The organism is Haematobacter sp. (assembly GCF_032102465.1).
Lineage (GTDB): Bacteria > Pseudomonadota > Alphaproteobacteria > Rhodobacterales > Rhodobacteraceae > Haematobacter.
The window spans coordinates 92,283-119,025 of sequence record NZ_DAMDHB010000003.1; the positions used below are offsets into that span (position 1 = coordinate 92,283).

Annotated in this window: 28 protein-coding genes; 26 read left to right on the top strand and 2 right to left on the bottom strand. The window is 67.5% G+C overall.

Going from position 1 to position 26,743, the window contains the following annotated elements:
- The first annotated feature begins 41 nt into the window (after positions 1–41).
- From RT513_RS03710 to RT513_RS03785, 16 genes are all read left to right on the top strand, one after another.
- Positions 42–1,292 (top strand): Zn-dependent hydrolase, encoded by a 1,251-nt coding sequence (locus tag RT513_RS03710; RefSeq protein ID WP_290684891.1) that lies wholly within the window; start codon positions 42–44, stop codon positions 1,290–1,292.
- 38 nt (positions 1,293–1,330) lie between these two features.
- Positions 1,331–1,585 carry a hypothetical protein gene (locus RT513_RS03715; protein ID WP_290684888.1) on the top strand — a complete coding sequence of 85 codons (255 nt, stop codon included), beginning with the start codon at positions 1,331–1,333 and terminating at the stop codon, positions 1,583–1,585.
- On the top strand, positions 1,582–3,033 hold the full coding sequence (hydA, locus tag RT513_RS03720; protein WP_290684886.1) for a dihydropyrimidinase: 1,452 nt from the start codon (positions 1,582–1,584) through the stop codon (positions 3,031–3,033). The genes RT513_RS03715 and hydA overlap by 4 nt, the downstream gene beginning before the upstream one ends.
- Position 3,034: 1 nt before the next feature.
- Entirely contained in the window at positions 3,035–3,187 is a 153-nt protein-coding gene (locus tag RT513_RS03725; RefSeq protein ID WP_179209113.1) for a hypothetical protein, read from the top strand.
- A complete protein-coding gene (locus tag RT513_RS03730; RefSeq protein WP_290684882.1) occupies positions 3,184–3,882 on the top strand; it encodes an SDR family oxidoreductase in 699 nt (232 codons plus the stop codon). The genes RT513_RS03725 and RT513_RS03730 overlap by 4 nt, the downstream gene beginning before the upstream one ends.
- A 190-nt stretch (positions 3,883–4,072) precedes the next feature.
- Entirely contained in the window at positions 4,073–4,861 is a 789-nt protein-coding gene (locus tag RT513_RS03735; RefSeq protein ID WP_290684880.1) for an ABC transporter ATP-binding protein, read from the top strand.
- Positions 4,862–5,313: 452 nt separating this feature from the next.
- Positions 5,314–6,189, top strand: coding sequence for an ABC transporter permease (locus RT513_RS03740; protein ID WP_290685017.1), 876 nt, complete (start codon positions 5,314–5,316; stop codon positions 6,187–6,189).
- A gap of 142 nt (positions 6,190–6,331) precedes the next feature.
- Positions 6,332–7,132, top strand: a complete 801-nt coding sequence (locus RT513_RS03745; protein WP_409518393.1) for an ABC transporter permease — start codon at positions 6,332–6,334, stop codon at positions 7,130–7,132.
- A gap of 95 nt (positions 7,133–7,227) precedes the next feature.
- Positions 7,228–8,214 carry an ABC transporter substrate-binding protein gene (locus RT513_RS03750; protein ID WP_290684876.1) on the top strand — a complete coding sequence of 329 codons (987 nt, stop codon included), beginning with the start codon at positions 7,228–7,230 and terminating at the stop codon, positions 8,212–8,214.
- Positions 8,215–8,217: 3 nt separating this feature from the next.
- Entirely contained in the window at positions 8,218–8,970 is a 753-nt protein-coding gene (locus RT513_RS03755) for a metallophosphoesterase family protein (RefSeq protein ID WP_290684874.1), read from the top strand.
- Between the two features lie 154 nt (positions 8,971–9,124).
- Positions 9,125–10,402 (top strand): helix-turn-helix transcriptional regulator, encoded by a 1,278-nt coding sequence (locus RT513_RS03760; protein WP_088214265.1) that lies wholly within the window; start codon positions 9,125–9,127, stop codon positions 10,400–10,402.
- A 105-nt stretch (positions 10,403–10,507) separates the two neighbouring features.
- A complete protein-coding gene (locus RT513_RS03765) occupies positions 10,508–10,876 on the top strand; it encodes a response regulator transcription factor (protein WP_088214266.1) in 369 nt (122 codons plus the stop codon).
- 3 nt (positions 10,877–10,879) lie between these two features.
- A complete protein-coding gene (locus tag RT513_RS03770; protein WP_290684871.1) occupies positions 10,880–11,143 on the top strand; it encodes a hypothetical protein in 264 nt (87 codons plus the stop codon).
- A 67-nt stretch (positions 11,144–11,210) separates the two neighbouring features.
- Positions 11,211–13,922, top strand: a complete 2,712-nt coding sequence (locus RT513_RS03775) for an ATP-binding protein (RefSeq protein WP_290685015.1) — start codon at positions 11,211–11,213, stop codon at positions 13,920–13,922.
- Positions 13,923–13,964: 42 nt separating this feature from the next.
- Positions 13,965–14,855, top strand: coding sequence for a FliM/FliN family flagellar motor C-terminal domain-containing protein (locus tag RT513_RS03780; protein WP_290684869.1), 891 nt, complete (start codon positions 13,965–13,967; stop codon positions 14,853–14,855).
- A complete protein-coding gene (locus tag RT513_RS03785; protein ID WP_290684867.1) occupies positions 14,852–15,064 on the top strand; it encodes a hypothetical protein in 213 nt (70 codons plus the stop codon). Before RT513_RS03780 ends, RT513_RS03785 begins: the two co-directional genes overlap by 4 nt.
- Before the next feature lie 139 nt (positions 15,065–15,203).
- Here the strand turns inward: RT513_RS03785 and RT513_RS03790 are convergent, their stop codons facing one another.
- Complete coding sequence (locus RT513_RS03790; protein ID WP_088214270.1) at positions 15,204–15,431, bottom strand: glycine zipper 2TM domain-containing protein; 228 nt, start codon at positions 15,429–15,431, stop codon at positions 15,204–15,206.
- A gap of 250 nt (positions 15,432–15,681) precedes the next feature.
- Here RT513_RS03790 and murD point away from each other — a divergent pair, with 250 nt between their 5' ends.
- Positions 15,682–17,085: a UDP-N-acetylmuramoyl-L-alanine--D-glutamate ligase gene (murD, locus tag RT513_RS03795; protein ID WP_290684864.1), complete on the top strand. Its 1,404-nt coding sequence runs from the start codon at positions 15,682–15,684 to the stop codon at positions 17,083–17,085.
- A gap of 7 nt (positions 17,086–17,092) precedes the next feature.
- Here murD and RT513_RS03800 read toward each other — a convergent pair whose 3' ends face one another.
- Positions 17,093–17,293 carry a hypothetical protein gene (locus RT513_RS03800; RefSeq protein WP_088214272.1) on the bottom strand — a complete coding sequence of 67 codons (201 nt, stop codon included), beginning with the start codon at positions 17,291–17,293 and terminating at the stop codon, positions 17,093–17,095.
- Positions 17,294–17,425: 132 nt separating this feature from the next.
- Between RT513_RS03800 and RT513_RS03805 the strand changes: the two genes are divergently transcribed.
- From RT513_RS03805 to ftsA, 9 genes are all read left to right on the top strand, one after another.
- Positions 17,426–18,373, top strand: a complete 948-nt coding sequence (locus tag RT513_RS03805; RefSeq protein ID WP_290684862.1) for a hypothetical protein — start codon at positions 17,426–17,428, stop codon at positions 18,371–18,373.
- Positions 18,374–18,458: 85 nt separating this feature from the next.
- Positions 18,459–19,622, top strand: coding sequence for a putative peptidoglycan glycosyltransferase FtsW (locus tag RT513_RS03810; protein WP_088214274.1), 1,164 nt, complete (start codon positions 18,459–18,461; stop codon positions 19,620–19,622).
- Positions 19,623–19,625: 3 nt separating this feature from the next.
- The gene (gene murG / locus RT513_RS03815) at positions 19,626–20,738 is read left to right on the top strand and encodes an undecaprenyldiphospho-muramoylpentapeptide beta-N-acetylglucosaminyltransferase (RefSeq protein ID WP_290684859.1); all 1,113 of its coding nucleotides are present in this window, start codon (positions 19,626–19,628) and stop codon (positions 20,736–20,738) included.
- Positions 20,735–22,177 (top strand): UDP-N-acetylmuramate--L-alanine ligase, encoded by a 1,443-nt coding sequence (gene murC, locus RT513_RS03820; protein WP_088214276.1) that lies wholly within the window; start codon positions 20,735–20,737, stop codon positions 22,175–22,177. The genes murG and murC overlap by 4 nt, the downstream gene beginning before the upstream one ends.
- Positions 22,178–22,202: 25 nt before the next feature.
- Complete coding sequence (locus RT513_RS03825; protein WP_290684857.1) at positions 22,203–22,436, top strand: DUF2484 family protein; 234 nt, start codon at positions 22,203–22,205, stop codon at positions 22,434–22,436.
- A gap of 36 nt (positions 22,437–22,472) precedes the next feature.
- Positions 22,473–23,408: a UDP-N-acetylmuramate dehydrogenase gene (gene murB, locus RT513_RS03830; RefSeq protein ID WP_290684855.1), complete on the top strand. Its 936-nt coding sequence runs from the start codon at positions 22,473–22,475 to the stop codon at positions 23,406–23,408.
- A gap of 80 nt (positions 23,409–23,488) precedes the next feature.
- Entirely contained in the window at positions 23,489–24,400 is a 912-nt protein-coding gene (locus tag RT513_RS03835; RefSeq protein WP_290684853.1) for a D-alanine--D-alanine ligase, read from the top strand.
- Positions 24,388–25,275, top strand: coding sequence for a cell division protein FtsQ/DivIB (locus RT513_RS03840; protein ID WP_290684851.1), 888 nt, complete (start codon positions 24,388–24,390; stop codon positions 25,273–25,275). The genes RT513_RS03835 and RT513_RS03840 overlap by 13 nt, the downstream gene beginning before the upstream one ends.
- On the top strand, positions 25,272–26,606 hold the full coding sequence (gene ftsA / locus RT513_RS03845; protein ID WP_035708102.1) for a cell division protein FtsA: 1,335 nt from the start codon (positions 25,272–25,274) through the stop codon (positions 26,604–26,606). The genes RT513_RS03840 and ftsA overlap by 4 nt, the downstream gene beginning before the upstream one ends.
- The last annotated feature ends 137 nt before the right edge of the window (positions 26,607–26,743 follow it).

Genomic DNA, 26,743 nt, shown 5'->3' on the forward strand with positions numbered 1-26,743 from the left:
TGCTGCCGGACAGGCGCGCGGAAGAACAGGCAGGACGGACTATGACGGCAGCAGCCGGGAATCTGAAGGTCGATGGCGCGCGGCTGTGGACAAGTCTGATGGATATGGCGGAGATCGGGCCCGGCGTTGCGGGCGGCAACAACCGCCAGACGCTGACCGATGCGGATGGCGAGGGACGCGCGCTCTTTGCCCGCTGGTGTGAGGCTGCGGGACTGACGATGGGTGTCGATGCGATGGGCACGATGTTCGCGACCCGTCCCGGCACGGATGCAGAGGCCCTGCCGGTCTATGTCGGCTCCCATCTCGACACCCAGCCGACGGGCGGGCGGTTCGATGGTGTGCTGGGTGTGCTTGCCGGGCTGGAGGTGATCCGCACGCTGAACGATCTGGACATCCGCACGAAGCATCCGATCGTCGTCACCAACTGGTCGAATGAGGAAGGGGCGCGCTTTGCCCCCGCGATGCTGGCGTCCGGTGTCTTTGCCGGCGTGATCGGTCTTGAGCATGCCTACAGCCGCACCGATGCCGATGGCCTGACCTATGGCGCGGAGCTTGAGCGCATCGGCTGGAAGGGCGATGAGCAGATCGGTGCGCGCCGCATGCACGCCTATTATGAGCTCCATATCGAACAGGGTCCGATCCTTGAGGCGGAGGATGTCGATATCGGTGTCGTCACCCATTGTCAGGGCCTCTGGTGGCTGGAATTCACGTTGGAGGGGCGGGAGGCGCATACCGGCTCCACGCCCATGGCGATGCGGGTGAATGCGGGCCTCGCCTTCGGCCGCATTCTGGAGAGCGTGCAGCGGATTGCGATCGAGGAGCAACCCGGTGCGGTCGCGGGTGTCGGGCAGGCGCGGTTTTTTCCGAACTCCCGGAATGTCCTTCCCGGCAAGGTCGTTTTCACCGTGGATCTCCGCACGCCGGACGCCGAAAAGCTTGCCCGCATGCGCTACCGGATCGAGACGGAGGCTGCGGCGATCTGCGAGGGTCTGGGCGTCGGCTGCGCGGTGGAGGCGGTCGGCCATTTCGAGCCGGTGACATTCGACGAAACGCTGGTCGGCAATGTGCGCGAGGCGGCGGAGGAACTGGGCTATAGCCACCGCAACATCGTCTCCGGCGCGGGTCACGATGCCTGCTGGGCCGCGCAGGTCGCCCCTGCCACGATGATCTTCTGCCCCTGCAAGGATGGTGTGAGCCATAACGAGGCCGAGGAAATCACCCCGGAATGGGCGGAGAAGGGCACGAACGTGCTGCTCCACGCGGTCCTGAAAAGCGCGGAGGTTGTCGTTTGAGAGCATTCTGCGCCCGCATTACGCGGGGGGCGAAGCCCATGAAGGGCCGCCTCGACCCGCTGCCGGTCTCCAAGCGCTTTCCGCCCGCTGGCAGGACGAACGGCGGCAGGAAGAACAGGGACGGCACCGCCGTGAAATTCCGGCTGATCGAGGATGCCGCAAACTGGCTGCGCGTGACGTCCGGTGGCGGCATCCGTGCTGCGCCGAACGGCACCTCCGCAGGTCAGGGAAGTGCGATCCTGAACCGGGATCTGGCGATCGAACATGATGACGGAAGGCGGGAGTTCCTATGACCACTGTTATAAAGAACGGCACCGTCCTCACCGCCGATCTGAGCTACAGGGCCGATGTTCTGGTGGAGGGCGGGCGCATCGCCGCCATCGGGCCTGACCTGTCGGGCGACACCGTACTGGACGCCACGGGTTGCTATGTCGCGCCGGGCGGGATCGACCCGCATACGCATTTCGAGATGCCCTTCATGGGCACCTATTCCGCTGACGACTTCGACAGCGGCACCCGCGCGGCACTGGCGGGCGGTACGACGATGACGGTGGATTTCGTCCTGCCGGAGCCGGGGCAGTCGCTTCTCGACGCGCTGAAGATGTGGGACAACAAATCCGCGCGGGCGCATTGCGACTACTCTTTTCACATGGCGATCACGTGGTGGGATCAGCAGGTGTTCGAGGAGATGAAGGCCGTGACGGAACGCGGCATCAACTCCTTCAAGCATTTCATGGCCTACAAGGGCTCGCTCATGGTGAATGACGAGGAGATGTTCGCCTCCTTTCGCCGCTGCGCGGATCTGGGCGCCATCCCCTTCGTCCATGCCGAGAATGGCGACATCGTGGCCCAGATGCAGGCGCGCCTCATGGCCGAAGGCAATACGGGCCCGGAGGCGCATGCCTACAGCCGCCCGACCGCCGTGGAAGGGGAGGCCGCCAACCGCGCCATCGTCATCGCCGACATGGCGGGGGTGCCGGTCTATATCGTCCATGTCTCCTGCGAGGAGGCGCATGAGGCCATCCGGCGCGCACGGATGCAGGGCAAGCGCGTCTGGGGCGAGCCGCTGGTGCAGCATCTGCTGCTGGACGAAGGCGAATATGCCAACCCGGATTGGGACCACGCCGCCCGGCGTGTGATGTCGCCGCCCTTCCGCAGCAAGGCGCATCAGGACGGGTTGTGGGCCGGGCTGGCCGCGGGGACATTGTCCTGCGTGGCGACCGATCACTGCGCCTTCACCACCGCGCAGAAGCGCACCGGGCTGGGCGATTTCACGAAGATCCCAAATGGCACCGGCGGGGTGGAAGATCGTCTCGCGCTGCTCTGGACCTACGGGGTGGAGCAGGGGCGGCTCACGCCCAGCGAATTCGTGGCTGTGACCTCCACGAATATCGCCAAGATCCTGAACATCTATCCTCGGAAGGGGGCGGTTCTGGTCGGTGCGGATGCCGATCTGGTGGTCATCGACCCGAAACGGGGCAAGACCATCAGTGCCGCCTCGCAGCAATCCGCTATCGACTACAACGTGTTCGAGGGGATGGAGGTGCGGGGCCTGCCGCGCTTCGTGCTTTCCCGCGGGCGCGTGATGGCGGAGGAGGGCGCGCTCCGTCCCGCGGAAGGACACGGCCGCTTTGTGGACCGTCCGCCCGCAGGGCCGGTCAGCCGCGCGCTCTCCACCTGGAAGGAACTGACCGAACCCCGCGCCGTCGCCCGCGGGCCCATCCCAGCAACCGGAGTATGACATGACACAACCCGCCCGCCGCCCGTCGCACCTGCCCTCCGCCTACATGAAATCCGCCTGGTGGATTTACCGCCACCCCGTCCGCTCAATGGCGATTGTCGCAGGCTCCATGGCGCTCGCCACGCTGCTTGGCGCGCGGCTCGGGGGGCGATGATGAAGGTCGCTCTCGTCACTGCGGGCGGATCGGGAATGGGTGCGGCGGCGGCCCGGCGTCTGGCCAAGGACGGCTTCGCGGTCGGCATCCTTTCTTCCTCAGGCAAGGGAGAGGCGCTTGCGGAGGAGCTGGGCGGCCTCGGCATCACGGGCTCCAACCAGTCGCAGCAGGATGTCGCGCGGCTCGTCGATGGCGCCATGGCGCGCTGGGGACGGGTCGATGTGCTGGTGAATTCCGCCGGACACGGGCCGCGGGCCGATATCCTCGACCTTACGGACGAGGACTGGCACCGGGGGATCGACACCTATTTTCTGAACGCGGTGCGCCCGACTCGGCTGGTCACGCCCATCATGGTGGCGCAGGGCGGCGGCGCGATCATCAACATCTCCACCTTCGCGGCCTTCGAACCCGACCCGGCGTTTCCGACCTCGGGCGTGGCGCGGGCGGGGCTGGCGGCCTTCACCAAGCTCTTCTCCGACCGCTATGCCCGCGACAATGTCAGGATGAACAACGTTCTGCCCGGCTTCATCGACAGCCTGCCGGAAAAGGAGGCGGCCCGGGCGCGGATTCCCATGGGCCGCTATGGCCATATGGAGGAGATCGCGGCGACCGTGGCCTTCCTTGCCTCTCCCGGGGGCGGCTACATCACCGGACAGAACATCCGCGTGGACGGTGGCATCACGAGGTCCGTATGAGCGGAACCGCTTGCCGGGCGTCGGAAAGTCCGGGGCATCGAGCCCCGGCCTTTCCGGCTGCCGCAGAATATCCGGCGCGGCATGGCGCAAGACCGGACGGAGGAGCAGCGGCACAGGCGCCCAACCCGGTCCGAGTGGAAGCGGCGCTGCTCCGCGCGGCCACCGACGCCGTTCCGGCAGGTGAGCGGCCATGAGTGAACCGCGGCCCGTGATCGCCGCCAAGGGCCTCGGCCTGACCTTCACTACGGCGGATGGACCCGTCGTTGCGTTGAAGGATGTGAACCTCACCATCCGGCAGGGAGACTTCGTCTCCTTCATCGGTCCCTCCGGCTGCGGCAAGACCACCTTCCTGCGTGCCATCGCGGGGCTGGAGGAGCCGACTTCCGGCGAGCTGTCCGTCAACGGCATGACGCCGGATGCCGCGCGGCGGGAGCGCTCCTACGGCTATGTCTTTCAGGCGGCCGGGCTTTATCCGTGGCGGACCATCGCCGCCAATGTCCGCCTGCCGCTGGAGATCATGGGCCTTCCGCGCGCGGAGCAGCGGGAGCGAGTGGCGCGCGTCCTCGATATGGTGGAGCTTGGCGGCTTCGCGCGGAAATACCCCTGGCAGCTGTCGGGCGGCATGCAGCAGCGCGCCTCCATCGCCCGCGCGCTCGCCTTCGATGCGGATATCCTGCTAATGGACGAACCTTTCGGCGCGCTGGATGAGATCGTACGCGACCGTCTGAACGAGCAACTCCTGGCGCTCTGGGCCCGCACGGGCAAGACGGTGGGCTTCGTCACCCACTCGATCCCGGAGGCCGTATTTCTCTCCACCCACATCGTGGTCATGTCGCCGCGTCCCGGGCGGATCACGGATGTCATCGAAAGCCCGCTCCCGCGCGAACGGCCGCTCGACATCCGCGACAGCCGGGAGTTCATCGAGATCGCGCACCGTGTTCGTGAGGGGCTGCGGGCGGGGCATGGCGATGCCGTTTGAGGGTCCGTCGGACGGTCCCGCCGCTGCGTCGGCGTACCACAGGTCCAGAGGGCCGCTTTATCGGCGGGGGACGATAGCGATGCTTTTTGAGCGTCCGCGAGACCGTCCCGCCGCTCTATCGGTGGGCACCGCAGGTCCAGAGAGCCGGCTTCATCCGCGCGAAAAGATTGCGTTCGGAGGCCGGATGTTTTCCGAGGGTTCCGTCATGACCGGCAAGGTGGTTCTCATTAAGGCTTCCGCGACCACCACGCCCTTCAGGAGGCAGCCTGTCCTCCGGGAGAGCGGGCCCGGTGCGGCCACCTCAACGGCTCCCCTTCCCGGCCGGCTAAAATCCTGCGGCGGGCAAGCCACTCCCGGGGCAAGCGAGGCGCGATTTCAGCACAGGGAGCATGCGACAGACGACGGGCGGGAGGATGGCATCGGGCGGAGCGGCCTGCGGTACCGGCGGCATGATGACCGGGCGTAGCGCCTCCGTCCTGCCGGTCGCGGTGCTGGTCGCACTGCTGATTGCCGTCTGGTACGTCGCGGCGGTCTGGATGAATGCCACCTGGACCTACGATCAGGCCGCGCGCGCGGGAACGACGCCGACGCTGGCGGAAGTGATCCGGGATACGATGGGGCAGGATCGCCCGAAACTTCCCGCTCCGCATCAGGTCGCCGCAGAGTTGTGGCGGACGGTGGCCGGGGTTGCGCCCACGTCCCGGCGCAGCCTGCTCTATCACGCCTGGATCACGCTCTCCGCGACTTTGGCGGGCTTTGCCATCGGCACGGCGGCGGGGCTGCTGCTGGCGATCGGCATCGTTTACAGCCGCGCGATGGAGATGAGCGTGATGCCCTGGGCCATCGCGAGTCAGGCCATACCGATCCTCGCCATTGCACCGATGATCATCGTGGTGCTGAACTCGGTAGGGGTGTCGGGGCTGCTTCCGAAGGCGGTGATCGCGGCCTATCTGTCGTTCTTCCCGGTGGTGGTCGGCATGGCCAAGGGGCTGCGAAGCCCCGAGGCGTCGGATCTCGACCTCATGCGCACCTATTCAGCCAGCGGTTTCCAGACGTTCGTCAAACTCCGCCTCCCGGCCTCTCTCCCGTGGTTCTTCACGGCGCTGAAGGTGGCGGCGGCGGCGGCCCTCGTGGGCGCGATCGTCGGCGAAATGCCCACCGGCGCGGTGGCGGGGCTGGGCGCGCGGCTGCTCTCCGGCTCTTACTACGGACAGACGGTTCAGATCTGGGCTGCGCTCTTCATGGCAGCCCTGCTGGCGGCGCTCCTTGTGGCGGTGGTGGGTCTTGTTCAGCGCGTGGTGCTGGGCAACATGGGGCTTGCGAGGTGATCGGTGTCCTCACCGCTCGCATGCGGCAGCCGGAAAGGCCGGGGTTCGATGCCCCGGTCTTGCCGCGCCCCGGCATAGGGAGGGTGGGCGTGTGTCAGGCTGGCTGATCGGTGCGCTTCTTTTCTGGCTCGCCGCCTGGGCGGTGAACGTCGGTCTGGCGAACGGGCGCTTTGCCCGCCGCCGCTGGGTCAGGATCGTCGTGCCACTCCTGTTCGGTGTGACGGTCCTTGTGCTGTGGGAGGGGGTGGTGCGCGGCCTCGGCGTGCCAGGAGCGATCCTGCCGCCGCCCTCCGCTATCGGGTTGGCGGTCTGGCGGAATGCGGCCCTGCTGCGGGAGGATTTCGTCCAGACTTTCCTCAAGGGCGCGCTGACCGGCTGGGTCATAGGCTCCGCGGCGGCGTTGCTGACTGCCGTCGCCATCGACCGCTCCCCCTTTCTTCAGCGTGGGCTGCTGCCGATCGGCAATTTCGTGGCGGCCCTTCCCGTCATCGGGATCGCCCCCATTCTTGTGATGTGGTTCGGGTTCGACTGGCAGTCGAAGGCCGCGGTCGTCGTGGTCATGGTGTTCTTCCCGGTGCTCGTGAATGCCATGGAGGGGCTTCGCGCCACGCAACCAATGCAGCGGGATCTGATGCGGACCTATGGCGCGCGCTATGGTCAGGCGCTGGCCAAACTGCGCGTTCCCGCGGCGATGCCCTTCATCTTCAACGGGTTGAAGATCGCGGCGACGCTGGCGCTCATCGGGGCCATCGTGGCCGAATTCTTCGGCTCGCCCACACGCGGCATGGGCTTCCGCATCTCCACTGAAGTGGGCCGCCTGCGTCTCGACATGGTCTGGGCGGAGATCGCGGTCGCGGCGGCGGCGGGCACAGCCTTCTATGGCCTCGTCGCTCTGGCCGAGCGCGCGGTGACCTTCTGGCACCCCGCCCAGCGCGGCGGCTGAGAGGGAGCCTGCGTCCCCGCTTCTCAACGAGGCGGGGAGGTGGCAAATCTGGAACGGGAAATCGCGGGAAACACCGCGGCAACAGGGAGTTCGACATGAAGAAGATGCTTTTTGCGGCGGCGCTGGCCACCACCGGCAGTGCGGGGGCCGCGATGGCCGCCGATGCGGTCACGCTGCAGCTCAAATGGGTCACGCAGGCGCAGTTCGCGGGGTATTACGTGGCGCTGGACCAGGGTTTTTACGAGGCGGAGGGGCTGGACGTCACCATCCGCCCCGGTGGGCCGGACATCGCGCCGGTGCAGGTGCTGCTGGGAGGCGGGGCCGACGTGATGGTGGACTGGATGCCCTCCGCCCTCGCCGCGCGGGAGGGCGGGACGCCGGTCGTCAACATCGCCCAGCCCTACAAGACCTCCGGCATGATGCTGACCTGCCTGAAGGAAAGCGGCGTCGCGACGCCGAAGGATTTTCCCGGCCATACGCTCGGCGTCTGGTTCTTCGGCAACGAATACCCGTTCCTGAGCTGGATGGCGCATCTCGGCATCCCGACCGACGGTTCGCCGCAGGGGGTGACGGTGCTGAAGCAGGGCTTCAACGTCGATCCGCTTCTTCAGAAGCAGGCCGCCTGTATCTCCACCATGACCTACAACGAATACTGGCAGGTGATCGACGCCGGTATCACGCCGGAGCAGCTCGTGACCTTCAAGTATGAGGATCAGGGCGTCGCCACGCTGGAGGACGGGCTTTACGTGATGGAGGACAGGCTCTCCGACCCGGCGTTCGTGGAGAAGATGGCGAAATTCGTCCGCGCTTCCATGAAGGGCTGGAAATGGGCGGAGGAGAACGCCGATGATGCCGCGATGATCGTGCTCGAATACGACGAAACCGGCGCCCAGACCGAGTCCCACCAGAAGCGCATGATGACCGAGGTGGCAAAGCTGACCGCCGGTTCCAACGGAGCGCTCGATCCCGCCGATTACGAGCGGACGGTCAAGACGCTGCTGGGCGGCGGTTCCGATCCCGTGATCTCGAAGGAGCCGGTGGGCGCCTGGACCCATGCGGTGACCGACAAGGCGTTGAACTGAGTCATGCGCCGTCTGGCCGCCATCGCAGACATCCACGGCAACAGCGCCGCGCTGGAGGCCGTGCTGGCCGATATCGCCGCGCTGGGCGTGGAGGAGGTGGTCAATCTCGGCGACTGCCTTTCCGGCCCGCTCGATCCCGTGGGGACAGCCCGGCGGCTCATGGCGCTCGACCTGCCGACCGTGCGGGGCAACCATGACCGCTGGCTGGCGGAGCGGCGGGCAGGGTCGAGCTGGGAGGATGTCACAGCGCCGCTCATCGATGAGGAGACGCGCGCCTGGCTCGGCGGTCTTCCGCCCTGCCGGGTGGCGGAGGGTGTGTTCCTTTGCCATGCCACGCCCGGCGACGACGTGACCTACTGGTTGCACCGTCTGGCGGGCGGGGGCGGGATGCGGCCCGCGACGCTGGAGGAGGCGGAGGCCTCCGCTCATGGGCTGACGGAGCGGTTGCTGCTTTGCGGGCACACGCACCTGCCCCGCGCGGTGCGGTTGTCGGACGGCCGGCTCGCGGTCAATCCCGGCAGCGTGGGATGTCCGGGCTACACCGACGACACGCCCCTGCCGCATCGGGTGGAAGCGGGGGTTCCCCATGCCTCCTACGCCGTGCTGGAGGAAGGGGCGCAGGGCTGGCATGTGAACTTCCGCCTCGTCCCCTATGACGCGGGGGAGATGATCGCCTGCGCGCGAAGACAGGGATTCGACGATTGGGTGAGCCTCCTCTCCACCGGCTTTCTTCCGCGGGATCAGGTGCTGGCCTGATGGGATCCACCTCACGCGCCCGATCACGGTTCCCGTTCTGCGGGGGCCGTGATCGGGGGGAGCACGCCGGGGGGGAGCACGCCCGGGCGGGGTGCTTGCCTCCGCGGCGCCCGCCGCGCATCCTTGCGGCGGGGCAGCGTTTCGGGGGGACGGAATGGCGCGACGGTCATTGCTCGGCAGCCGCATCCGGGAGCGGCGGGGGCTTCTCGGGCTGCGACAGGCGGAGCTTGCGCGGGCAGCGGGGGTGTCTGCCTCCTATCTCAACCTCATCGAACACAATCGCCGCCGGGTGAGCGAGGATCTGCTGGACCGCATCGCCCATGCGCTCGGCACGGAGACGGCCGCGTTGAGCGAGGGGGGGGAGGCCCGCGTGATCGACGGCCTGCGACTGGCTGCTGCCGGAGGGGCGGAGAGCGGGACGGAAATCGACCGGCTGGAGGAATTCGCCGGACGCTTTCCCGGCTGGGCGGGCCTGCTCGCTTCTCAGGCGCGGCAGGTGCAGGGGTTGGAGCGGGCGGTGGAGACGCTGACTGACCGTCTCGCCCATGACCCTTACCTTTCTACCGCGCTCCATGAGGTGCTTTCCGCAATCACCTCCATCCGCACGACAGCGGAGATCCTTGCAGAGACGGAGGATATAGACCCGGCATGGCGCTCCCGGTTCCACGGCAACCTGCGCAGCGATTCAGAGCGGGTGGCCCATGCGGCGGAGGCACTGGTCGATTACCTCGACAGCGTGCCGGAGGAGCGGACGGGTCTCGCTTCGCCGCAGGAGGAGGTGGAGAACTGGCTGGAGGGGCGCGGCTATCGCTTTCCCTCGCTGGAAGGGGATGAAGATCCCGCGCGGCTTCTTGAGGCGCGGGATCTGACGGGGGTCTCCGCCTCCGCGCGGCTGCTGGCGGAGCGGCACCTTGCCCGCTACCGGGAGGATGCACGCCTCATGCCGGAACATCCGTTTCGGGCCCTATGGGCCGAAGCGCCCGACCCGACCCGCCTCGCGGCCCGGTTCGGTGTGCCGACGACCGCGGTTCTGCGGCGGGCAGGGGTGCTGCTTGAGACGGTCGGCTTCGTAATGTGCGATGCGTCCGGCACGCTGACCTTCCGCAGGCCGCTGCCGGATTTTCCGCTGCCGCGTTTCGGGGCGGGCTGCCCGCTATGGCCGATCTACCGTGCATTGTCGCGCCCCGGCGAACCCATCAGCGCGCGGGTGGAGATGGCGGGCCGGTCGCCACGGGTCTTCCGCGTATGGGCGGCGGCGGAGCGACGCTGGCCCGACGGTTTCGCGGCGGGAGAGGTGGTGGAGGCGGCGATGCTGCTTCTCCCGGACGAGGGGAGCGGCCCGCCGCTTCCGGTGGGGACCGGCTGCCGCATCTGCCCGCGCGCGTTCTGCATCGCGCGGCGAGAGCCGTCGATCCTGACGCAACTCACCTGACCCGTGATCTGCACCGGAATTTAGCCACGGGGGATTTTGACAGGCCCTCGCCCTTCCGCGATAGTCGCGAAAACGCAAGCCGCGACCGGGGGAGGGGCGCACGCCATGCGGAGAGACGTGCTTCTCATCGAGGACGAACCCCATATCGCCGAAGCGATCCGCTATATCCTCGCCCGCGACGGCTGGGAGGTCGCCGCCCATGCGGACGGGGCGAGCGCGATGACCGCGATCCTTGCGCGCAGCCCGCTCCTCGTCATTCTTGACGTGATGCTTCCCGGCCGCTCCGGCTTCGACATCCTGAAGGACATGCGTGACGATCCGGCGACGCGCGCCATCCCCGTTCTCATGCTCACCGCGCGGAGCCAGTTGAAGGACCGCGAGCTGGCGGAGCGGCTCGGGGCAAGCCGCTTCGTGGCCAAACCCTTTTCCAATGCCGACATGCTTGCCGCCGTACGCGATCTGGCGGGAGGATAGACCATGCGGGGCACACAGCAGCCGGTGTTTCTCGCCCGCCAGACCTACCGGATGCGGCGCGTGGTGGACGCGGCGCGCGTGCTGCCCGCGGTGGGCCTGATGCTGTTTCTGCTCCCGCTTCTGTGGGCAGAGCCATCTCTGGCGGCTGTCGGGCTTTACGTCTTTGCCGTGTGGTTGCTGCTGATTGTGGCCGCCCTCGCCATGTCCCGCCGCCTTGCACGGCTGACAGGGGGCGAGGCGGAGCCGCCCGAAGGCCCGGAGCCATGACGGCTGCCCTGCCATGCCGCAGGGGCCGGGCCGGGCCGCGAACACTGGCGGGAGACGCGGCGCCGTGATCCCGTTCAAACTCCTGCTGCTCGTCTGCCTGGCCTATGTGGTCTTTCTGTTCCTCGTCGCCTTCTGGGCGGAGCGGCAGGCGCAGGCCGGGCGGCTCCGGCTGTTGCGCTCGCCGCTCGTCTATACGCTGTCGCTGTCCATCTACTGCACGGCATGGACGTTTTACGGCGCGGTGGGCTATGCCGCCCGCTCGGGGCTGGAGTTCGCGACCATCTATCTCGGGCCGACCCTGGTGTTTGCCGGGTGGTGGCTTCTCCTTCGCAAGCTCGTACGGATCGGGCGGCAGCAGCGGGTGACTTCCATCGCGGACCTCGTCTCCGCCCGCTACGGAAAGTCGAGCCGTGTTGCGGTGATGGTCACGCTGATCTCCGTCGCTGCCGCCACGCCCTATATCGCGCTGCAACTGCGGTCCGTCACGCTGTCCTTCGGGGTCTTTGCCGCGGACGTGCCGGAGGAGTGGACGGCTTCCGGCTCCGGCACCGCGCTCTGGGTGGCGGTGGGGCTGGCCTTCTTCACCATCCTGTTCGGCACGCGCAAGATCGCCGCGAACGAACAGAACCACGGGGTTGTCGGGGCCATCGCTGTGGAGGCGGTGGTGAAGCTGGTGGCGCTGATCGCCGTCGGTATCTGGGTGGTATGGTTCGTGGCGGCAGGGCCCGTGGACATGTATCGCCGCATCGAAACCTCGCCGCTGGCCGCCAGCACGCTCGTCCCGAGCCGCTGGGCGGGGCTGACGCTGCTGTCAGGGGCGGCGATCTTCACCCTGCCACGCATGTTTCAGGTGCTGGTGGTGGAGAACACCAACGAGCGCTACCTTGCCACGGCGGGCTGGGCCTTTCCGCTCTACCTGCTCGGGATGAGCCTGTTCATCGTGCCCATTGCGGTGATCGGGCTGGAGTATATGCCCGCAGGCTCCAACCCGGACCTTTTCGTCCTGACCCTGCCCCTGTCCTTCGACAAGGGATGGCTCGCCATGCTGGCGTTTCTGGGCGGCTTCTCCTCCGCCACCTCCATGGTCATCGTCGCGGCCATTGCGCTTGCCACGATGGTGTCGAACCATATCGTGACGCCGCTCTGGCTCCGCATCCGGCCGGGCGTGAGCGAGGATCTGCGCGGCGTCGTCCTTACCGCGCGGCGGCTGTCGATCCTTGGCGTGCTCGCCCTCGGCTACGTCTATTACCGCATGATGAACGAGGCCGCCGCCCTGTCCGAAATCGGCCTGATCTCCTTCGTGGGGGCCGCGCAGGTGCTGCCCGCGCTGGTCGGGGGGCTGTGCTGGCGGGGGGCCACGCGATCCGGGGCCATGGCGGGACTTTTGATCGGCGCGGCGCTCTGGGCCTATTGCCTGCTCCTGCCCACATTGGCGCCGGGCTGGGCCGCCGGGCTTCTGACGGCCGGACCCTTCGGCTGGGGATGGCTCCGTCCCACGCATCTGCTGGGGATGGATACGCTGGACCCGCTCCTGCACGCGCTCTTCTGGTCCATGCTGCTGAACACGCTGGCGTATGTTCTGGTGTCGCTCCTGACCTTTCCCACGCCGATCGAGCGTCTTCAGGGCGTTCAGTTCGTCAACGCCTTCGAAGCGGACGCCACCCCCGGCGGCTGGCGGCGGAGCGGAGCCGAGGCGGAGGAGCTTCTGGTGCTCGCCCAGCGGATACTCGGGCGGGACGATGCGCAGGAGTTGTTTTCCAGAGAGGCGGCGGCGCAGGGGCAGTCGAGCCTTCTGCCGGAGACCACGCCCGAATTTCTTGGCCGGCTGGAGCGGCGGCTCGCCGGTTCGGTGGGGGCAGCCACGGCGCATGCGATGCTCGCGCAGCTTGCCGGGCGGGCATTGGTGACGGTGGAGGATCTGATGGCGGTCGCCAACGAAACCGCACAGATCATGGAATATTCCAGCCAGCTCGAAACCAAGTCGGAGGAACTGGCCCGTACGGCCCGCCAGCTTCGCGCCGCCAATGAAAAGCTGACGGCCCTCTCCGTGCAGAAGGATGCGTTTCTCGGTCAGATCAGTCACGAGTTGCGCACGCCCATGACCTCCATCCGGGCATTCTCGCAGATACTGGCAGAGGATGGCGACCTCCCGCCGGAGCGGCAGCGGCACTATGCCGGGATCATGGCCGCTGAATCCGCGCGGCTGACGCGGCTGCTGGACGATCTTCTCGATCTCTCCGTTCTGGAACATGGCGAGGTGCAGCTCGACCTTCAAAAAGTGCGGCTGGGCGATCTCATCGACACCGCGCTTGCCGCGGCGCAGGCGGGAGGTACGGGGCCGCTTCTCCGGCTCGACCGCGATCCGGCGGGGGAGGGGACGGAGATCGTCACCGATGCGGGCAGGCTCACGCAGGTCTTCATCAACCTGATCTCTAACGCGCGGAAATACTGCGACGCGGCGGTTCCCACGCTGCGGATCGAGGTGACGCCCCTGCCGCGCGGGCGGCTTGCGATCGACTTCCTCGACAACGGTCAGGGCATTGCGCCACATCACCGGGCGCTCATTTTCGAGAAGTTCTACCGGGTCACCGACGGCAATCGCGCGGGAGGCGCGGGTCTGGGGCTGGCCATCTCGCGCGAGGTGATGGAGCGGCTGGGGGGCTCGCTCTCCTATCTCCCCGGCCAGTCGGGGGCGGCGTTCCGTGTCATGCTGCCGCGCCGTGGTCCGGCGGTGCTGCCGATCCGGGCGGGAACCGGGCGTCGCATCAACCTTCCATAAACCTGTTTCGGGCATCGTGCAGCTGTGACGAAGGGATGCGTGATGGCGACAGGCGATTCGGTACTGCGGCGCAAGGCCTCCGCGCGCGCGGTAAGAAAGGCGGCTCCTCCCACGCCTGAGCGGGCGACCCGGCTTGCGCTGCTCCGCGCGGCGCGGAAGGTGGAGGGTCTCGATGCGGTGGTGGAAAATGTGGAGGATGGCCGCCATGGGCTGACGGAACTGCTGGATGCATTGCCCTCGCCCGCGTTCTTCGGTCTGCTCCCCGGCCCGGAGGAGGCGCTGGGACTTGCCGCGTTGAGCTTGCCGGGACTTGCTTCCGTGGTCGAAGCGCGGATGACAGGCCGTCTGATTGCTGCCGATCCACAGGTACGGCGACCGACTGCGACGGACGCCGTGCTGACGGCTGAGTTCATCGACAGTTTCATCAGTGAAATGGCGGAACTGCCTGCCGGATCCGGGCTGCGGGACGTGGCGGGCTTCCGCTACGGCTCCTATCTCGACGACCCCCGGCCTCTTGACCTGATGATGGAGGACCGGACGTATCGTACGCTCCGGCTCACATTGTCCTTCGGCTTTGGCCTGCGCCGCGCGGTGCTGCTGCTGGCCATCCCGGAGATGGAGCGCGCCCGGGTGGATGCCGTGCCCGCGCTGCCGCAACCCATGCTCGCCGCGGAGGAATGGTCGCGGCGGCTGGAGGCGCAGGTCTCCCGCGCGGCGCTGCGTTTCGACGTCCGGCTCGCCCGGCTGACCCTGCCGCTCGGAGCGGCGACGAGCCTGCGGCCGGGAATGGTCCTGCCGCTGGACGGCGCCTCGCTCGAGGCGGTCCGCCTCATCGGCTCAGATGGGCGCGACATAGCGGAGGGGCGGTTGGGCCAGATGCAGGGGCGGCGCGCGCTGCGCCTGTCCGGGCCGCTTCTGGGAGAGAATACATGAGGCTGATTGCCCTGATTCTCCTCTGCGGTGCCTGCGCGCGGACCCCGGCGACCCCGCCGGAAGTGGTCATCAGCGATGCGGCGGACCGATGTGAGGAGCTGGGCTTCCTGCGTGGGTCGTCCGATGAGGCAAGTTGTGTCCAGCGACTTTTCGAGCGGGAGGCTGCTGCGCGAGAGGCCGCGTTGCAACGGGAGCTCGACAGGTCCTGAAGTTCGTGAACCGGCTCCGGGGCTCGGCCGCATCACTGCCCAGGAACGGAGTCCACAACGACGTCCCGCAATGCAACAGAGGCGGCTGATCGCCGCCTCTGGGAATGAGTCTCGCGGCTGACTTGCCGGCCGCTTGCGATCAGCGGCAGGCGACCGATTGGCCACCCATGGCGCCAGCCGCGCCGCCGGCGGCGGTCATGATGGTGCGGCCGCTGCCACCCCCGAAGGCGTTGCCCGCCGCTGCGCCAAGCGCCGCGCCGCCCACGGTGCCGATCCCGCACTCCAGTTGGCGCTGCTGATGCGGTGTCGGATTGCATGCCGCGGCGAGGGCGAGCGCGGAAAAGGCGAAGACGAGACGGTATTTCATGAGGTATCCCCTGACTGCGATTTTTCCGTAACCTACCCAAATGATGCAAAGACACAAGCATGGCGAGCGATGACTCGCGCAGAGTTGCTGTCCGGGCCGTGTCCGGGAAGCGACCGGCGGGAGGCCGCTCCCCCCGGACAGGATGCATCTTGCCGTGGCATCCGCCAGTTCCGCGCGGTAATCGGAGATGACAACGAAGCAGCCGTTCGTGGCGATACGGAGCGGCGCATAAAAGCAGGAGCGGCGGGACATGATACCGGTCAGGGGGGTTGAGGGGCAGCGCATCGCTGTTCTGGGGCTGGGCCGGTCTGGCCTTGCGACGGCGCGTGCCCTGATCGCGGGCGGCGCGGAGCCGCTTTTGTGGGACGATAGCCCGGAATCGCGCGCCCGCGCCGAGGCCGAGGGGTTCTCCCTGCATGATCTGACACGTGAGGGCGCCTGGAAGGATGTCTCGCTGTTGGTGGTCAGCCCCGGCATCCCGCATCTCTACCCCCAGCCCAACCGAATCATAGCGCGCGCAATGATGGAGGGGGTGCCGGTTGACAACGATATCGGCCTGTTCTTCCGGTCCTGGGGCGAAGCGGACTGGGCGCGCTACGATCAGCCGCCGCGTGTTATCGCAGTGACCGGGTCCAACGGCAAATCCACCACGACGGCGCTCATCCACCACATCCTGACCGTCGCCGGGCGGCCGACGCAGATGGCGGGCAACATCGGCCGTGGCGTTCTGGATATCGAGCCTCCGGTGGATGGGGAGGTGATCGTGCTGGAGCTGTCTTCCTATCAGACGGAGCTTGCCCGCGCGCTCACGCCCGACATAGCCGTGTTCACGAACCTTTCGCCCGACCATCTGGACAGGCATGGCGGCATGGGCGGCTACTTTGCCGCGAAGCGCCGACTGTTCGCAGAGGGCGGCCCTGATCGCGCCGTCATCGGCATCGATGAGACGGAGGGGCTGTTCCTCGCGAACCAGCTCTCGCAGGGCCCGGCGGATGATCGGGTGATCCGCATCTCCGTCGCCCGGAAACTGGAGGGGGAGGGGTGGAGCGTCTTTGCCCGCCGCGGTTTCCTGTCGGAATGGCGCAAGGGGCGGCAGGTCGCCTCCATTGACCTGCGCAGGATCAAGGGTCTTCCGGGCGCGCACAACTACCAGAACGCCTGTGCGGCCTATGCGGCGACGCGCACGCTCGGCATCGCGCCGCGCGTGATCGAGCAGGCGTTCCTGAGCTTCGAGGGCCTGCCCCACCGCAGCCAGATCGTCGCGGAGCGCGCGGGCGTGACCTTCGTCAACGATTCCAAGGCCACAAACGTGGATTCCGCGGCCAAGGCTCTGGCCGCCTTCCCGCGTATCCGCTGGATCGCCGGCGGGCTGGGCAAGGACGGCGGCATCACGATGCTGAAGCCCTTGCTGGGGACCGTCGTGAAAGCCTATCTCATTGGCCATTCCGCCCGGGATTTCGCGCTCGAGATCGGTGAGACGCCGCATGAAATCTGCGAAACGCTGGACCGTGCCGTTGCCCGTGCGACCGAGGAGGCAGAGGCAGGAGATACCGTCCTGCTCGCGCCTGCTGCGGCCAGTTTCGATCAATATCCGAACTTCGAGAAACGCGGCGAACATTTCATGGAACTGGTCCGCGCCCTGCCTCCCGCATGACCCCGGCTCAGATTTCCTTTTCGGTGGTTGCGGTGTTGCAGCGCCATCGGGCGATCCGCCATTTCGGATGGCTGTCCACCCAGCGGGCGAGTTCCGGCTGCGCGCTCATCATGCAGGTGAGCGGCGTGACTTCGATGAACAGCAGGCTTTTCTTTTCGCAAAGCGCGGGTGCGGCGGTCAGACAGGCGATGAAAGCGAGTTCGATCATGGCGGGCCTCCGGTTGAAGCTTGGGCCTCCCTCTGGAAACGCTGCAGCGAATCGGGTGTTCCAGACCATTCGCATTTTCGGTGATGCAGCAGCCGACGCCACGTCCCTGCATCTCCGGCGAGGGTGATTGCCGTGGAAACGATCATCCATGCGGACTGGAGCGTCGCTGTGCAAAAGCGGTGGCAGGCGCGGGCGACGCGTGAGGGTGGGGTCTGGACGCTTCACCCGCCGGTGAGGGGGTTGGAGGCCACGGATCTGCTCCGCACCTCCCGCGCGGGCCGTCTGATCGCAGGGTTCGACTTTCCCATCGGCGTTCCGGCCTTTTACGGCCGGCAAACGGGGTTTCGCGATTTCCCAACGCTGCTGGACGCGCTGGCTGAGGAGGATTGGGCGGCCTTCCTGTGCGTCGCGGCAGAAAGCGATGAGATTTCGGTGAAGCGTCCCTTCTATCCGCACCGGCCTGGCGGGCGCCGGCAGGAGGATCTCATCCGTGCGCTGGGGGCCGAGCGGATGGATGATCTACGCCGGTGCTGTGACCGTGCGACCGACGAAAGGCCTGCCGCGCCGCTTTTCTGGACGCTGGGCGCCAATCAGGTTGGCAAGGCCGCGCTGGACGGCTGGATGCGGGTCATCCTGCCCGCACGCCGGGCCGGTGCGGCGCTCTGGCCCTATGATCGCGGCACGGAGATGCTGGAGCGGCCCTTCATCCTCGCGGAAACCTATCCGGCGGAGGCGATGCGCCGTCTGAAGTTCATGCCGGAGGGCCGCTTCAGCAAGCGGCGGCAGGCCGACCGGGCCACGGTGGCCGCCCGCGTCATTGGCTGGGCGGAGCGTCTGGGCGCAAGGCTCTCGACCGAACTTCTCACTGCACTTACCCAGGGTTTCGGTGCAGACAGGACGGCGGAGGATCGCTTCGACGCCGTGGTGGGCCTGTGCGGTATGATCGACCTCGTGGAACGGAAGGGCAGGGCGGAGGTGCCCGCTCTCGACGACGTTCACCTGTGGGAAGGCTGGATCTTCGGGAGAAGCCTGTCGCTCGCGCCCGCTCACGCAGGCGTGGCAGGGGAGCGGGTGTATTGACGCTGGCGCGAAACCACGGTTTCGGCTAGGTTACCGCATCAGACCCGGGAAAAACCGGGCGTATAGGGCAGAGGGCAGTCTTCCCATGACGGAAATGGTCTACGGCACTGCGCCCGTTCGGGCCGGTGAGCCTATACTCCCGCGGTGGTGGCGGACCATCGACAAATGGGCCGTTTCGGCCATCCTGCTGCTGTTCGGCGTGGGATTGCTGCTGGGCCTTGCCGCCTCTCCGCCGCTGGCCGCGCGCAACGGGCTGGACCCGTTCTATTACGTCAATCGTCAGATGTTCTTCGGCGGCATCGCCATCGCCGCGATGTTCATCGTTTCGATGATGTCGCCCGAAATGGTGCGGCGTGCCGGGGTGATCGGCTTTTTCGGGGCCTTTCTGGCGCTGGCGCTGCTGCCGTTCTTCGGGACGGATTTCGGCAAGGGGGCGATCCGCTGGTTCTCCTTCGGCTTCGCATCCGTGCAACCGTCGGAGTTCCTGAAGCCCGGCTTCGTCATCCTCTGCGCCTGGCTGATGGCGGCGGGGCAGGATCCGAACGGCCCGCCCGGCAAGACAATGTCGCTCCTCATTGCGGGTACGGTCGTCGGGATGCTGGCCATGCAGCCGGACTTCGGTCAGGCCGCGCTGATCCTGTTCGCCTGGGGCGTGATGTATTTCGTGGCGGGCGCACCGATGACGCTCCTGCTCATCGTCGCAGGGATCGTGGGGTTCGGCGGGACAGTGGCCTATGAAGGTTCCGAGCACTTCGCACGCCGAATCGACGGCTTCCTGACCGCCGAGATCGACCCGCGCACCCAGATCGGCTATGCCACCAACGCCATCCAGCAAGGCGGCTTCTTCGGCGTGGGCGTGGGCGAGGGCGAGGTGAAATGGTCGCTGCCCGATGCGCATACCGACTTCATCATTGCCGTCGCGGCGGAGGAATACGGCCTGATCCTCGTGCTGTGCATCATCGGGCTGTTCTGCCTCATCACCGTACGGTCGCTGTTCCGGCTGACGCGGGAGCGGGACATGTTCACCCGCCTCGCGGGGACGGGACTTGCCTGCCTGTTCGGGGTGCAGGCGATGATCAACGTGGGCGTCGCGGTGCGGATGCTTCCGGCCAAGGGCATGACGCTCCCCTTCGTGAGCTATGGCGGTTCCTCGCTCATCGCGGGCGGGATCGTCGTGGGCGCGCTGCTCGCCTTCACCCGGACCCGGCCGCAGGGGCGGATCGGCGACATCCTGACGAAGGGGCGCTGATCCATGGCCGCCGGCGAGGCATCACCGCTCCTGCTCATCGCGGCGGGTGGCACCGGCGGGCACATGTTCCCCGCCCAGGCGCTGGCGGAAGCGATGGTGCAGAAGGGCTGGCGGGTCAAGCTCTCCACCGATGCGCGGGGCGCCCGCTACACCGCCGGTTTCCCGCAGGCCGTTCCGGTGGAGGAGGTGAGCTCTGCCACCTTCGCGCGCGGAGGTCCGCTGGCCAAGGCCGCGACCCCGTTCCGCATTCTGGGCGGCGTTCTGGCAAGCGCGCGGGCCCTTCGCCGCGACCGGCCCGCCGTTGTGGTGGGCTTCGGCGGCTATCCGACGATTCCGGCGCTCGGGGCTGCCTGGTTGCTTGGTCTGCCGCGCATGATCCATGAACAGAACGGTGTTCTGGGCAAGGTGAACACCGCCTTTGCTTCGCGGGTCGATGCCGTGGCCTGCGGCACGCGGCCCACCGCCCTGCCTTCAGGGGTGGAGGGGGTGCATACCGGCAATCCTGTGCGCACGGCGGTGCGGGAGAAGGTCGGCGCTTCCTATATCCCCCCTTGCGAGGGGGTGATCCATCTGCTGGTCATCGGCGGCAGTCAGGGCGCGCGCGTGCTGTCCGACGTGGTGCCGGAGGCCATTGCCCGGCTGCCGGAGCGGCTCCGCACCCGGCTTTCGGTCTCCCACCAGGCACGGGAGGAGGATCTGCCCCGCGTGGTGGAGGCCTATCGCAAGGCGGGCGTAGTGGCCGAGGTGCAGACCTTCTTCACCGACGTGCCCCGGCGGATCGAGGAGGCGCAGCTTGTCATTTCCCGCTCCGGCGCCTCGTCGGTCGCCGATATCGCGGCCATCGGCCGGCCGTCACTGCTGATCCCCTTTGCCGCTGCCGCTGCGGATCACCAGACCGCCAATGCCCGCGGGCTGGCCGAGGCAGGTGCCGCCATCGTCATTCCCGAATCCCGGCTTGAGCCTGCCGGGCTTTCGGAGCAGATAGCGTCGGTCCTGTCGGACCCTGCCCGTGCGGAGGCCATGGCCGATGCCGCGCGGGGCGAAGGCCGCCCCGATGCGACGGAACGGCTCGTCACCCTGGTCGAAGCGATCGCCAACAAAGGAAAGAACCGATGAACGCTGCCACCAAGCTGCCGCTCGAACTCGGCCCCATCCATTTCGTCGGCATCGGCGGCATCGGCATGTCGGGCATTGCCGAGGTGCTGATGACGCTCGGCTATACCGTGCAGGGGTCGGACGCCAAGGCGTCGAAGATCACCGACCGGCTGGTGGGGCTGGGGGCGACCTTCTTTGAGGGGCAGCGGGCGGAGAATATCGGCGAGGCGGCGGTGGTTGTCATCTCCTCTGCCATCAAGCGCGGCAACCCCGAACTGGAGGAGGCGCGGCGGCGCAACCTGCCGGTCGTGCGCCGGGCGGAAATGCTGGCGGAGCTGATGCGGCTGCGCTCGAACGTCGCCGTGGCGGGAACCCACGGCAAGACCACCACCACCACGATGGTCGCGACGCTGCTCGACAAGGGCGGCTTCGATCCGACCGTCATCAACGGTGGCATCATCCACGCCTACGGCTCCAATGCGCGGGCGGGCGCGGGCGAGTGGATGGTCGTGGAGGCGGACGAATCGGATGGCTCCTTCAACCGGCTTCCGGCGACCATCGCCATCGTGACCAACATCGACCCGGAGCATATGGAGCACTGGGGCACCTTCGACGCGCTGCGGAAGGGGTTTTACGATTTCGTCACCAACATTCCGTTCTACGGCATCGCGGTCTGCTGTACCGACCATGCGGAGGTTCAGGCGCTGGTGGGCCGTGTGACCGATCGCAAGGTCGTAACCTTCGGCTTCAACGCGCAGGCCGACGTGCGGGCGATGAACCTGCGGTATGAGAACGGGACCGCCGCATTCGACATCCTCCTCCAGAACGAGGAAGGCGGACTGATCGAGGGCTGCACCCTGCCCATGCCGGGGGAGCACAACGTGTCGAACGCGCTGGCGGCCGTCGCCGTGGCGCGGCATCTGGGCATGAAGAAGGACGAGATTCGCACGGCGCTGGCGGCGTTTGGCGGGGTGAACCGGCGCTTTACCAAGGTCGCCGAGGTGAACGGCGTCACCATCATCGACGATTACGGCCACCATCCGGTGGAGATCGCCGCCGTGCTGAAGGCCGCGCGTCAGGCAACGAAGGGCCGCGTGATCGCCGTGCATCAGCCGCACCGCTATTCCCGGCTGCACAACCTGTTCGAAGAATTCTGCACCTGCTTCAACGACGCTGATGTGGTGGGCATCACCGATGTCTATTCCGCGGGCGAGGAGCCTGTGGAAGGTGCCGACCGCGATCACCTCGTGGCAGGGCTGATCGCGCACGGCCACCGTCATGCCCGCGCCATTCTGGACGAGGACGATCTGGCCCGGCTGGTGCGGGAGCAGGGGCGCCCCGGCGACATGGTGGTGTTGCTGGGTGCAGGTTCCATCTCCGGCTGGGCGCATGGCCTGCCCGCGCGTCTGGAAGGCCGGCAGGGCGGGGCGCGCGTCACGCCGCTTCGCGCGCGGGCCTGAGGGGGATGGCCGCAGCCATGGCGATATGACCTTCTCCTTCCTGCTGTCTGCCCTGTGGCTCCTGCTGGCGGCCGTGCTGGCGCGGCGTGGCTGGCGGGGGCGGCGGCGGGTCGTGCTGGCGCTGCTGGCGACGGGCATTCCGGTGCTGGGCCTCCTCACCCATTCCTGCGGGCCGGTGCTGGGGCTTGTCGCGCTCGGGATCGGCATGACCGTCATGGCGATGACCCAGCGGCCGCCGCGTCGCCGCCTTGACGGATGAGTTGAGCGGCGGGGCATGTCGCGCTATGGGATCGCCATGACCGACACGCTTCCCCTTCCCGCCGTGCGCGGCACGCTCACCCCCTCGCGCCCTCTGGCGGATCTGACGTGGCTCCGCGTCGGCGGTCCGGCGGACTGGTTGTTCCAGCCCGCGGATGTGGAGGATCTCTCCAGCTTCCTCGCCGCGCTGCCTCCGGCGATTGCGGTCTTTCCCATCGGCGTCGGTTCCAACCTCATCGTGCGGGATGGCGGTATTCCGGGTGTGGTGATCCGACTGGGCCGGGGGTTCAATGGGATCGAGACGGGGGACGGCACCGTCACGGCGGGGGCGGCCGCTCTCGATGCCCATGTGGCCCGGAGGGCCGCCGCCGAGGGGCTGGATCTGACGTTCCTGCGCACGATTCCCGGCTCCATCGGCGGTGCGGTGCGGATGAACGCGGGTTGCTACGGCACCTATGTCGCCGACCGTTTCGTGAGTGCGGAGGCGATCCTGCGCAACGGCGATCGGGTGGTTCTGGGGCGGGAGGCGCTTGCCTTCGGCTATCGGGAGACCTTTCTGCCCGAGGGCGCGGTGATCGTCTCCGCCACCTTCCGTGCGCCTGCCGGTGACCCGTCGGCGCTGGAGGCGCTGATGGTGGAGCAGGTCGCCCGCCGCGATGCCTCCCAGCCGGTGAAGGAGCGGACGGCCGGTTCTACATTCCGCAATCCGTCGGGTGCAAGCTCCACGGGCCGTGCCGACGACAGCCATGAGATGAAGGCGTGGAAGCTCATCGACGACGCGGGCATGCGCGGCGCGCGGCGGGGCGGGGCGGAGATGAGCCCGAAACACGCCAATTTCCTCGTCAATACCGGGGGGGCGAATGCCGCCGATCTGGAGGGGCTGGGCGAGGAGGTCCGAAATAGGGTGTTCCAATCGAGCGGTTTGTGGCTAGAATGGGAAATCATGCGCGTCGGAAAACCGGCGGGCAGTTGACGGCCTGTTGGGCTGGCCAATAACCAAAAGGGGGACAACCCCCTGATAACAGGGCGAAAGCCCGGACGAGGCGGTGGGGCATGTCGAGCAGGGCAGCCCCCAAGGTGGCGGTACTGATGGGTGGGCCTTCCGCGGAGCGGGAGGTGTCGCTTGTCTCCGGGCGTGAATGCGCCGGCGCGCTGAGGGTGGCGGGTTACGATGTGGTCGAGGTGGACGCGGGGCCGGATCTGGCCGCGCGCCTCGATGCCATTCGCCCTGATGTAGCGTTCAATGCCCTGCATGGCCGCTGGGGGGAAGACGGCTGCGTTCAGGGCCTGCTCGAATGGCTGCGGATCCCCTATACCCATTCGGGCGTTCTGGCGTCCGCCCTGGCGATGGACAAGATCCGGGCCAAGGCCGCCTTTGCCGTCGCCGGCCTTCCTGTGGTCGAAAGCTGCCTCGCCACGGCGGAGGAGGTGCGCGAACGTCACGTGATGGCCGCGCCCTATGTGGTCAAACCCCATAACGAAGGATCATCCGTCGGTATCCATATCGTTGCAGCCGCCAACAACGGGCCTCCCGCGCTGACCGGCGTCTCCGGCACGATGATGCTGGAAACCTATGTGCCCGGGCGCGATCTGACGGTCGCGGTGATGGGGGCTGAGCCGCTGGCCGTGACCGATATCATCACCGAGGGATGGTATGATTACGACGCGAAGTACCGCCCCGGCGGGTCGCGTCACGTGGTGCCCGCCGATATTCCCGCCGAAGTGGCGGATGCCTGTCTCGACTATGCGCTCCGTGCCCATCGGGTGCTTGGTTGCCGGGGGATCAGTCGCTCCGATTTCCGCTGGGACGACTCCCGCGGGGTAGAGGGGCTGGTCATTCTGGAGACGAACACCCAGCCCGGCATGACCCCCACCTCGCTTGCGCCGGAACAGGCGGCGGCACGGGGCATCTCCTTCCCGGAGCTGTGCCGGTGGATCGTGGAGGATGCCTCGTGCGATCGGTGATGCGCCGCGATCCTGCCCCATCCCGTATCGCCTACCGCCTTCAGCGGATCTGGCTGACCCCGCTTTACCGCCGCCTGATACGTACGGGTGTGCCCCTGCTTCTGGTCGCCGCGGTGGCTGGCATCTGGTTCTCCAACGCGGATCGCCGCGCGCAGGTGGCGGGTGTCGTTCAGGACATCCGCGCCCGAATCGAGAGCCGGCCGGAGTTGCAGCTCGTCCGTCTCACGGTGAGCGGCGCTTCGCCGGAGACGGAGGAGGCGATCCGTTCCGGGCTGGCCATGCAGTTTCCCGTGTCGTCGCTGGCGCTCGACCTGAGCGCGCTTCGCGCCCGGGCCGAAGGGCTCGATGCCGTGCGCCGCGCCGATGTTCGGGTGCGGCCGGAGGGGACGCTGGAAGTCGCGGTGACGGAACGTCTGCCGATCGTCGTGTGGCGGAATGCCGATGACCTCGTGCTGCTGGATGAGGCCGGCCACCGCGTGGCCGGGCTGGAGAACCGCATCGACCGCCCGGACCTGCCGCTGATCGCCGGTCCGGGTGTTCAGGACGTGGTGCCGGAAGCGATGCGGCTGCTTGCCGCGGCGGAGCCGTTGCGCACGCGCATCCGCGGTCTTGTCCGCATCGGGGAGCGGCGCTGGAACCTCGTGCTCGACCGCGGGCAGGAGATCATGCTGCCGGAGCAGGATGCCGTCGCCGCGCTCGAACGGGTCATCGCGCTCGATCAGGCGGAGGATCTGCTGGATCGCGACGTGACGGTCGTGGACATGCGCATCGGCCGCCGCCCGACCCTCCGCCTTTCCGAAGAAGCCATCGCCGCGCTGCAGGGGGCAAGCCTCACCGCACGCAATACACGCCAGACCAAGGGAGCCCTGCATTGACCGACCTCTATCAATCGCAACGTGCGATGCGGAACATGCGCAGGGCGGCCATGCAGCGGGGAGTCGTGGCGATTCTCGACATCGGCACCTCCAAGATCGCCTGCGTGGTGCTGCGGTTCGACGGGCCGGACAGTTTCCGCGAGCAGGATGGCGTGGGGCCGATGGCCGGCCAGTCCTCCTTCCGCATCATCGGCGCCGCCACCACCCGCTCCCGCGGCGTGCGCTACGGTGAGGTGGCCGCGATGCAGGAGACGGAACGTGCGATCCGCACCGCCGTCACCGCCGCCCAGAAGATGGCCAATGTGCGGGTTGACCATGTCATCGCCTGCTTTGCCGGAGGCGAGCCGCGCTCCTACGGGCTGGCGGGTGAGGTGGAGGTTTCCGACAGTCTGGTCACCGAGGAAGACGTGGCTCAGGTGTTGTCCGCCTGCGAGGTGCCACCCATCGGTCATGGGCGCGAGGTGCTGCACGCCCAGCCGGTGAACTTCGCGCTCGATCACCGCTCCGGCCTTGCCGATCCTCGCGGCCAGATGGGGCGGCGGCTGGCCTGCGACATGCACCTTCTGACCGTTGAGGGCGCGGCGGTGCAGAACCTGCTCCACTGCATCAAGCGCTGCGATCTGGAACTCGCGGGGATCGCCTCCTCCGCCTATGTCTCCGGCATGTCGGCGCTGGTGGAGGATGAGCAGGAGCTGGGTGCGGCCTGTATCGACATGGGCGGCGGCGCCACCGGGCTGTCGATCTTCCTCAAGCGCCACATGATCTATGCCGACAGCGTGAGGATGGGGGGGGAGAATGTCACCTCCGACATCGCGCAGGGCCTGCGCATCCCGCTGGCCACGGCGGAGCGGATCAAGACCTTCCACGGCGGCGTCGTGGCAACAGGCGTCGATGACCGCGAGATGATCGAGATCGGCGGCGATTCCGGCGACTGGGAGAAGGATCGCCGGACCGTCAGCCGCTCCGAGCTGATCGGTATCATTCGTCCGCGGATGGAGGAGATACTGGAGGAAGTGCGCGCGCGTCTCGACGCCGCGGGCTTCGAGCATCTCCCCTCCCGGCAGATCGTGCTGACCGGCGGATGCAGCCAGATGCCGGGGATCGACGGGTTGGCCGCGCGGATCCTGGGCCAGCAGGTGCGTCTTGGCCGTCCGCTCCGCGTGCAGGGCCTGCCGCAGGCGGCCACGGGTGCCGCTTTCGCTTCATCCGTGGGGTTGTGCCTTTTTGCGACTCACCCGCAGGACGAGTGGTGGGATTTCGATATCCCGATGGGTCGCTATCCGGCGCGTTCCCTGCGCCGCGCGGTCAAATGGTTCCGCGAGAACTGGTAACCGCTACATCCTGCGTCATAGGCGAAATCCCGCTTGCCGCCCCTGCGCGGCAGGCCAGATTTTGTAGGAAAACCGCGTTTTTTTCGTGACCTTCGCTGCCACACACTGTAGCCTTTAGGTAACGTGCGGGAAAAAAT

What these genes read in the sequence shown, in the direction of transcription:
- RT513_RS03710 (WP_290684891.1), top strand. Translation starts at nt 42, where the DNA reads ATGACGGCAGCAGCCGGGAATCTGAAGGTCGATGGCGCGCGGCTGTGG.
- RT513_RS03715 (WP_290684888.1), top strand. Translation starts at nt 1,331, where the DNA reads ATGAAGGGCCGCCTCGACCCGCTGCCGGTCTCCAAGCGCTTTCCGCCC.
- hydA (WP_290684886.1), top strand. Translation starts at nt 1,582, where the DNA reads ATGACCACTGTTATAAAGAACGGCACCGTCCTCACCGCCGATCTGAGC.
- RT513_RS03725 (WP_179209113.1), top strand. Translation starts at nt 3,035, where the DNA reads ATGACACAACCCGCCCGCCGCCCGTCGCACCTGCCCTCCGCCTACATG.
- RT513_RS03730 (WP_290684882.1), top strand. Translation starts at nt 3,184, where the DNA reads ATGATGAAGGTCGCTCTCGTCACTGCGGGCGGATCGGGAATGGGTGCG.
- RT513_RS03735 (WP_290684880.1), top strand. Translation starts at nt 4,073, where the DNA reads ATGAGTGAACCGCGGCCCGTGATCGCCGCCAAGGGCCTCGGCCTGACC.
- RT513_RS03740 (WP_290685017.1), top strand. Translation starts at nt 5,314, where the DNA reads ATGACCGGGCGTAGCGCCTCCGTCCTGCCGGTCGCGGTGCTGGTCGCA.
- RT513_RS03750 (WP_290684876.1), top strand. Translation starts at nt 7,228, where the DNA reads ATGAAGAAGATGCTTTTTGCGGCGGCGCTGGCCACCACCGGCAGTGCG.
- RT513_RS03755 (WP_290684874.1), top strand. Translation starts at nt 8,218, where the DNA reads ATGCGCCGTCTGGCCGCCATCGCAGACATCCACGGCAACAGCGCCGCG.
- RT513_RS03760 (WP_088214265.1), top strand. Translation starts at nt 9,125, where the DNA reads ATGGCGCGACGGTCATTGCTCGGCAGCCGCATCCGGGAGCGGCGGGGG.
- RT513_RS03765 (WP_088214266.1), top strand. Translation starts at nt 10,508, where the DNA reads ATGCGGAGAGACGTGCTTCTCATCGAGGACGAACCCCATATCGCCGAA.
- RT513_RS03770 (WP_290684871.1), top strand. Translation starts at nt 10,880, where the DNA reads ATGCGGGGCACACAGCAGCCGGTGTTTCTCGCCCGCCAGACCTACCGG.
- RT513_RS03780 (WP_290684869.1), top strand. Translation starts at nt 13,965, where the DNA reads ATGGCGACAGGCGATTCGGTACTGCGGCGCAAGGCCTCCGCGCGCGCG.
- RT513_RS03785 (WP_290684867.1), top strand. Translation starts at nt 14,852, where the DNA reads ATGAGGCTGATTGCCCTGATTCTCCTCTGCGGTGCCTGCGCGCGGACC.
- RT513_RS03790 (WP_088214270.1), bottom strand. Translation starts at nt 15,431, where the DNA reads ATGAAATACCGTCTCGTCTTCGCCTTTTCCGCGCTCGCCCTCGCCGCG.
- murD (WP_290684864.1), top strand. Translation starts at nt 15,682, where the DNA reads ATGATACCGGTCAGGGGGGTTGAGGGGCAGCGCATCGCTGTTCTGGGG.
- RT513_RS03800 (WP_088214272.1), bottom strand. Translation starts at nt 17,293, where the DNA reads ATGATCGAACTCGCTTTCATCGCCTGTCTGACCGCCGCACCCGCGCTT.
- RT513_RS03810 (WP_088214274.1), top strand. Translation starts at nt 18,459, where the DNA reads ATGACGGAAATGGTCTACGGCACTGCGCCCGTTCGGGCCGGTGAGCCT.
- murG (WP_290684859.1), top strand. Translation starts at nt 19,626, where the DNA reads ATGGCCGCCGGCGAGGCATCACCGCTCCTGCTCATCGCGGCGGGTGGC.
- murC (WP_088214276.1), top strand. Translation starts at nt 20,735, where the DNA reads ATGAACGCTGCCACCAAGCTGCCGCTCGAACTCGGCCCCATCCATTTC.
- RT513_RS03825 (WP_290684857.1), top strand. Translation starts at nt 22,203, where the DNA reads ATGACCTTCTCCTTCCTGCTGTCTGCCCTGTGGCTCCTGCTGGCGGCC.
- murB (WP_290684855.1), top strand. Translation starts at nt 22,473, where the DNA reads ATGACCGACACGCTTCCCCTTCCCGCCGTGCGCGGCACGCTCACCCCC.
- RT513_RS03835 (WP_290684853.1), top strand. Translation starts at nt 23,489, where the DNA reads ATGTCGAGCAGGGCAGCCCCCAAGGTGGCGGTACTGATGGGTGGGCCT.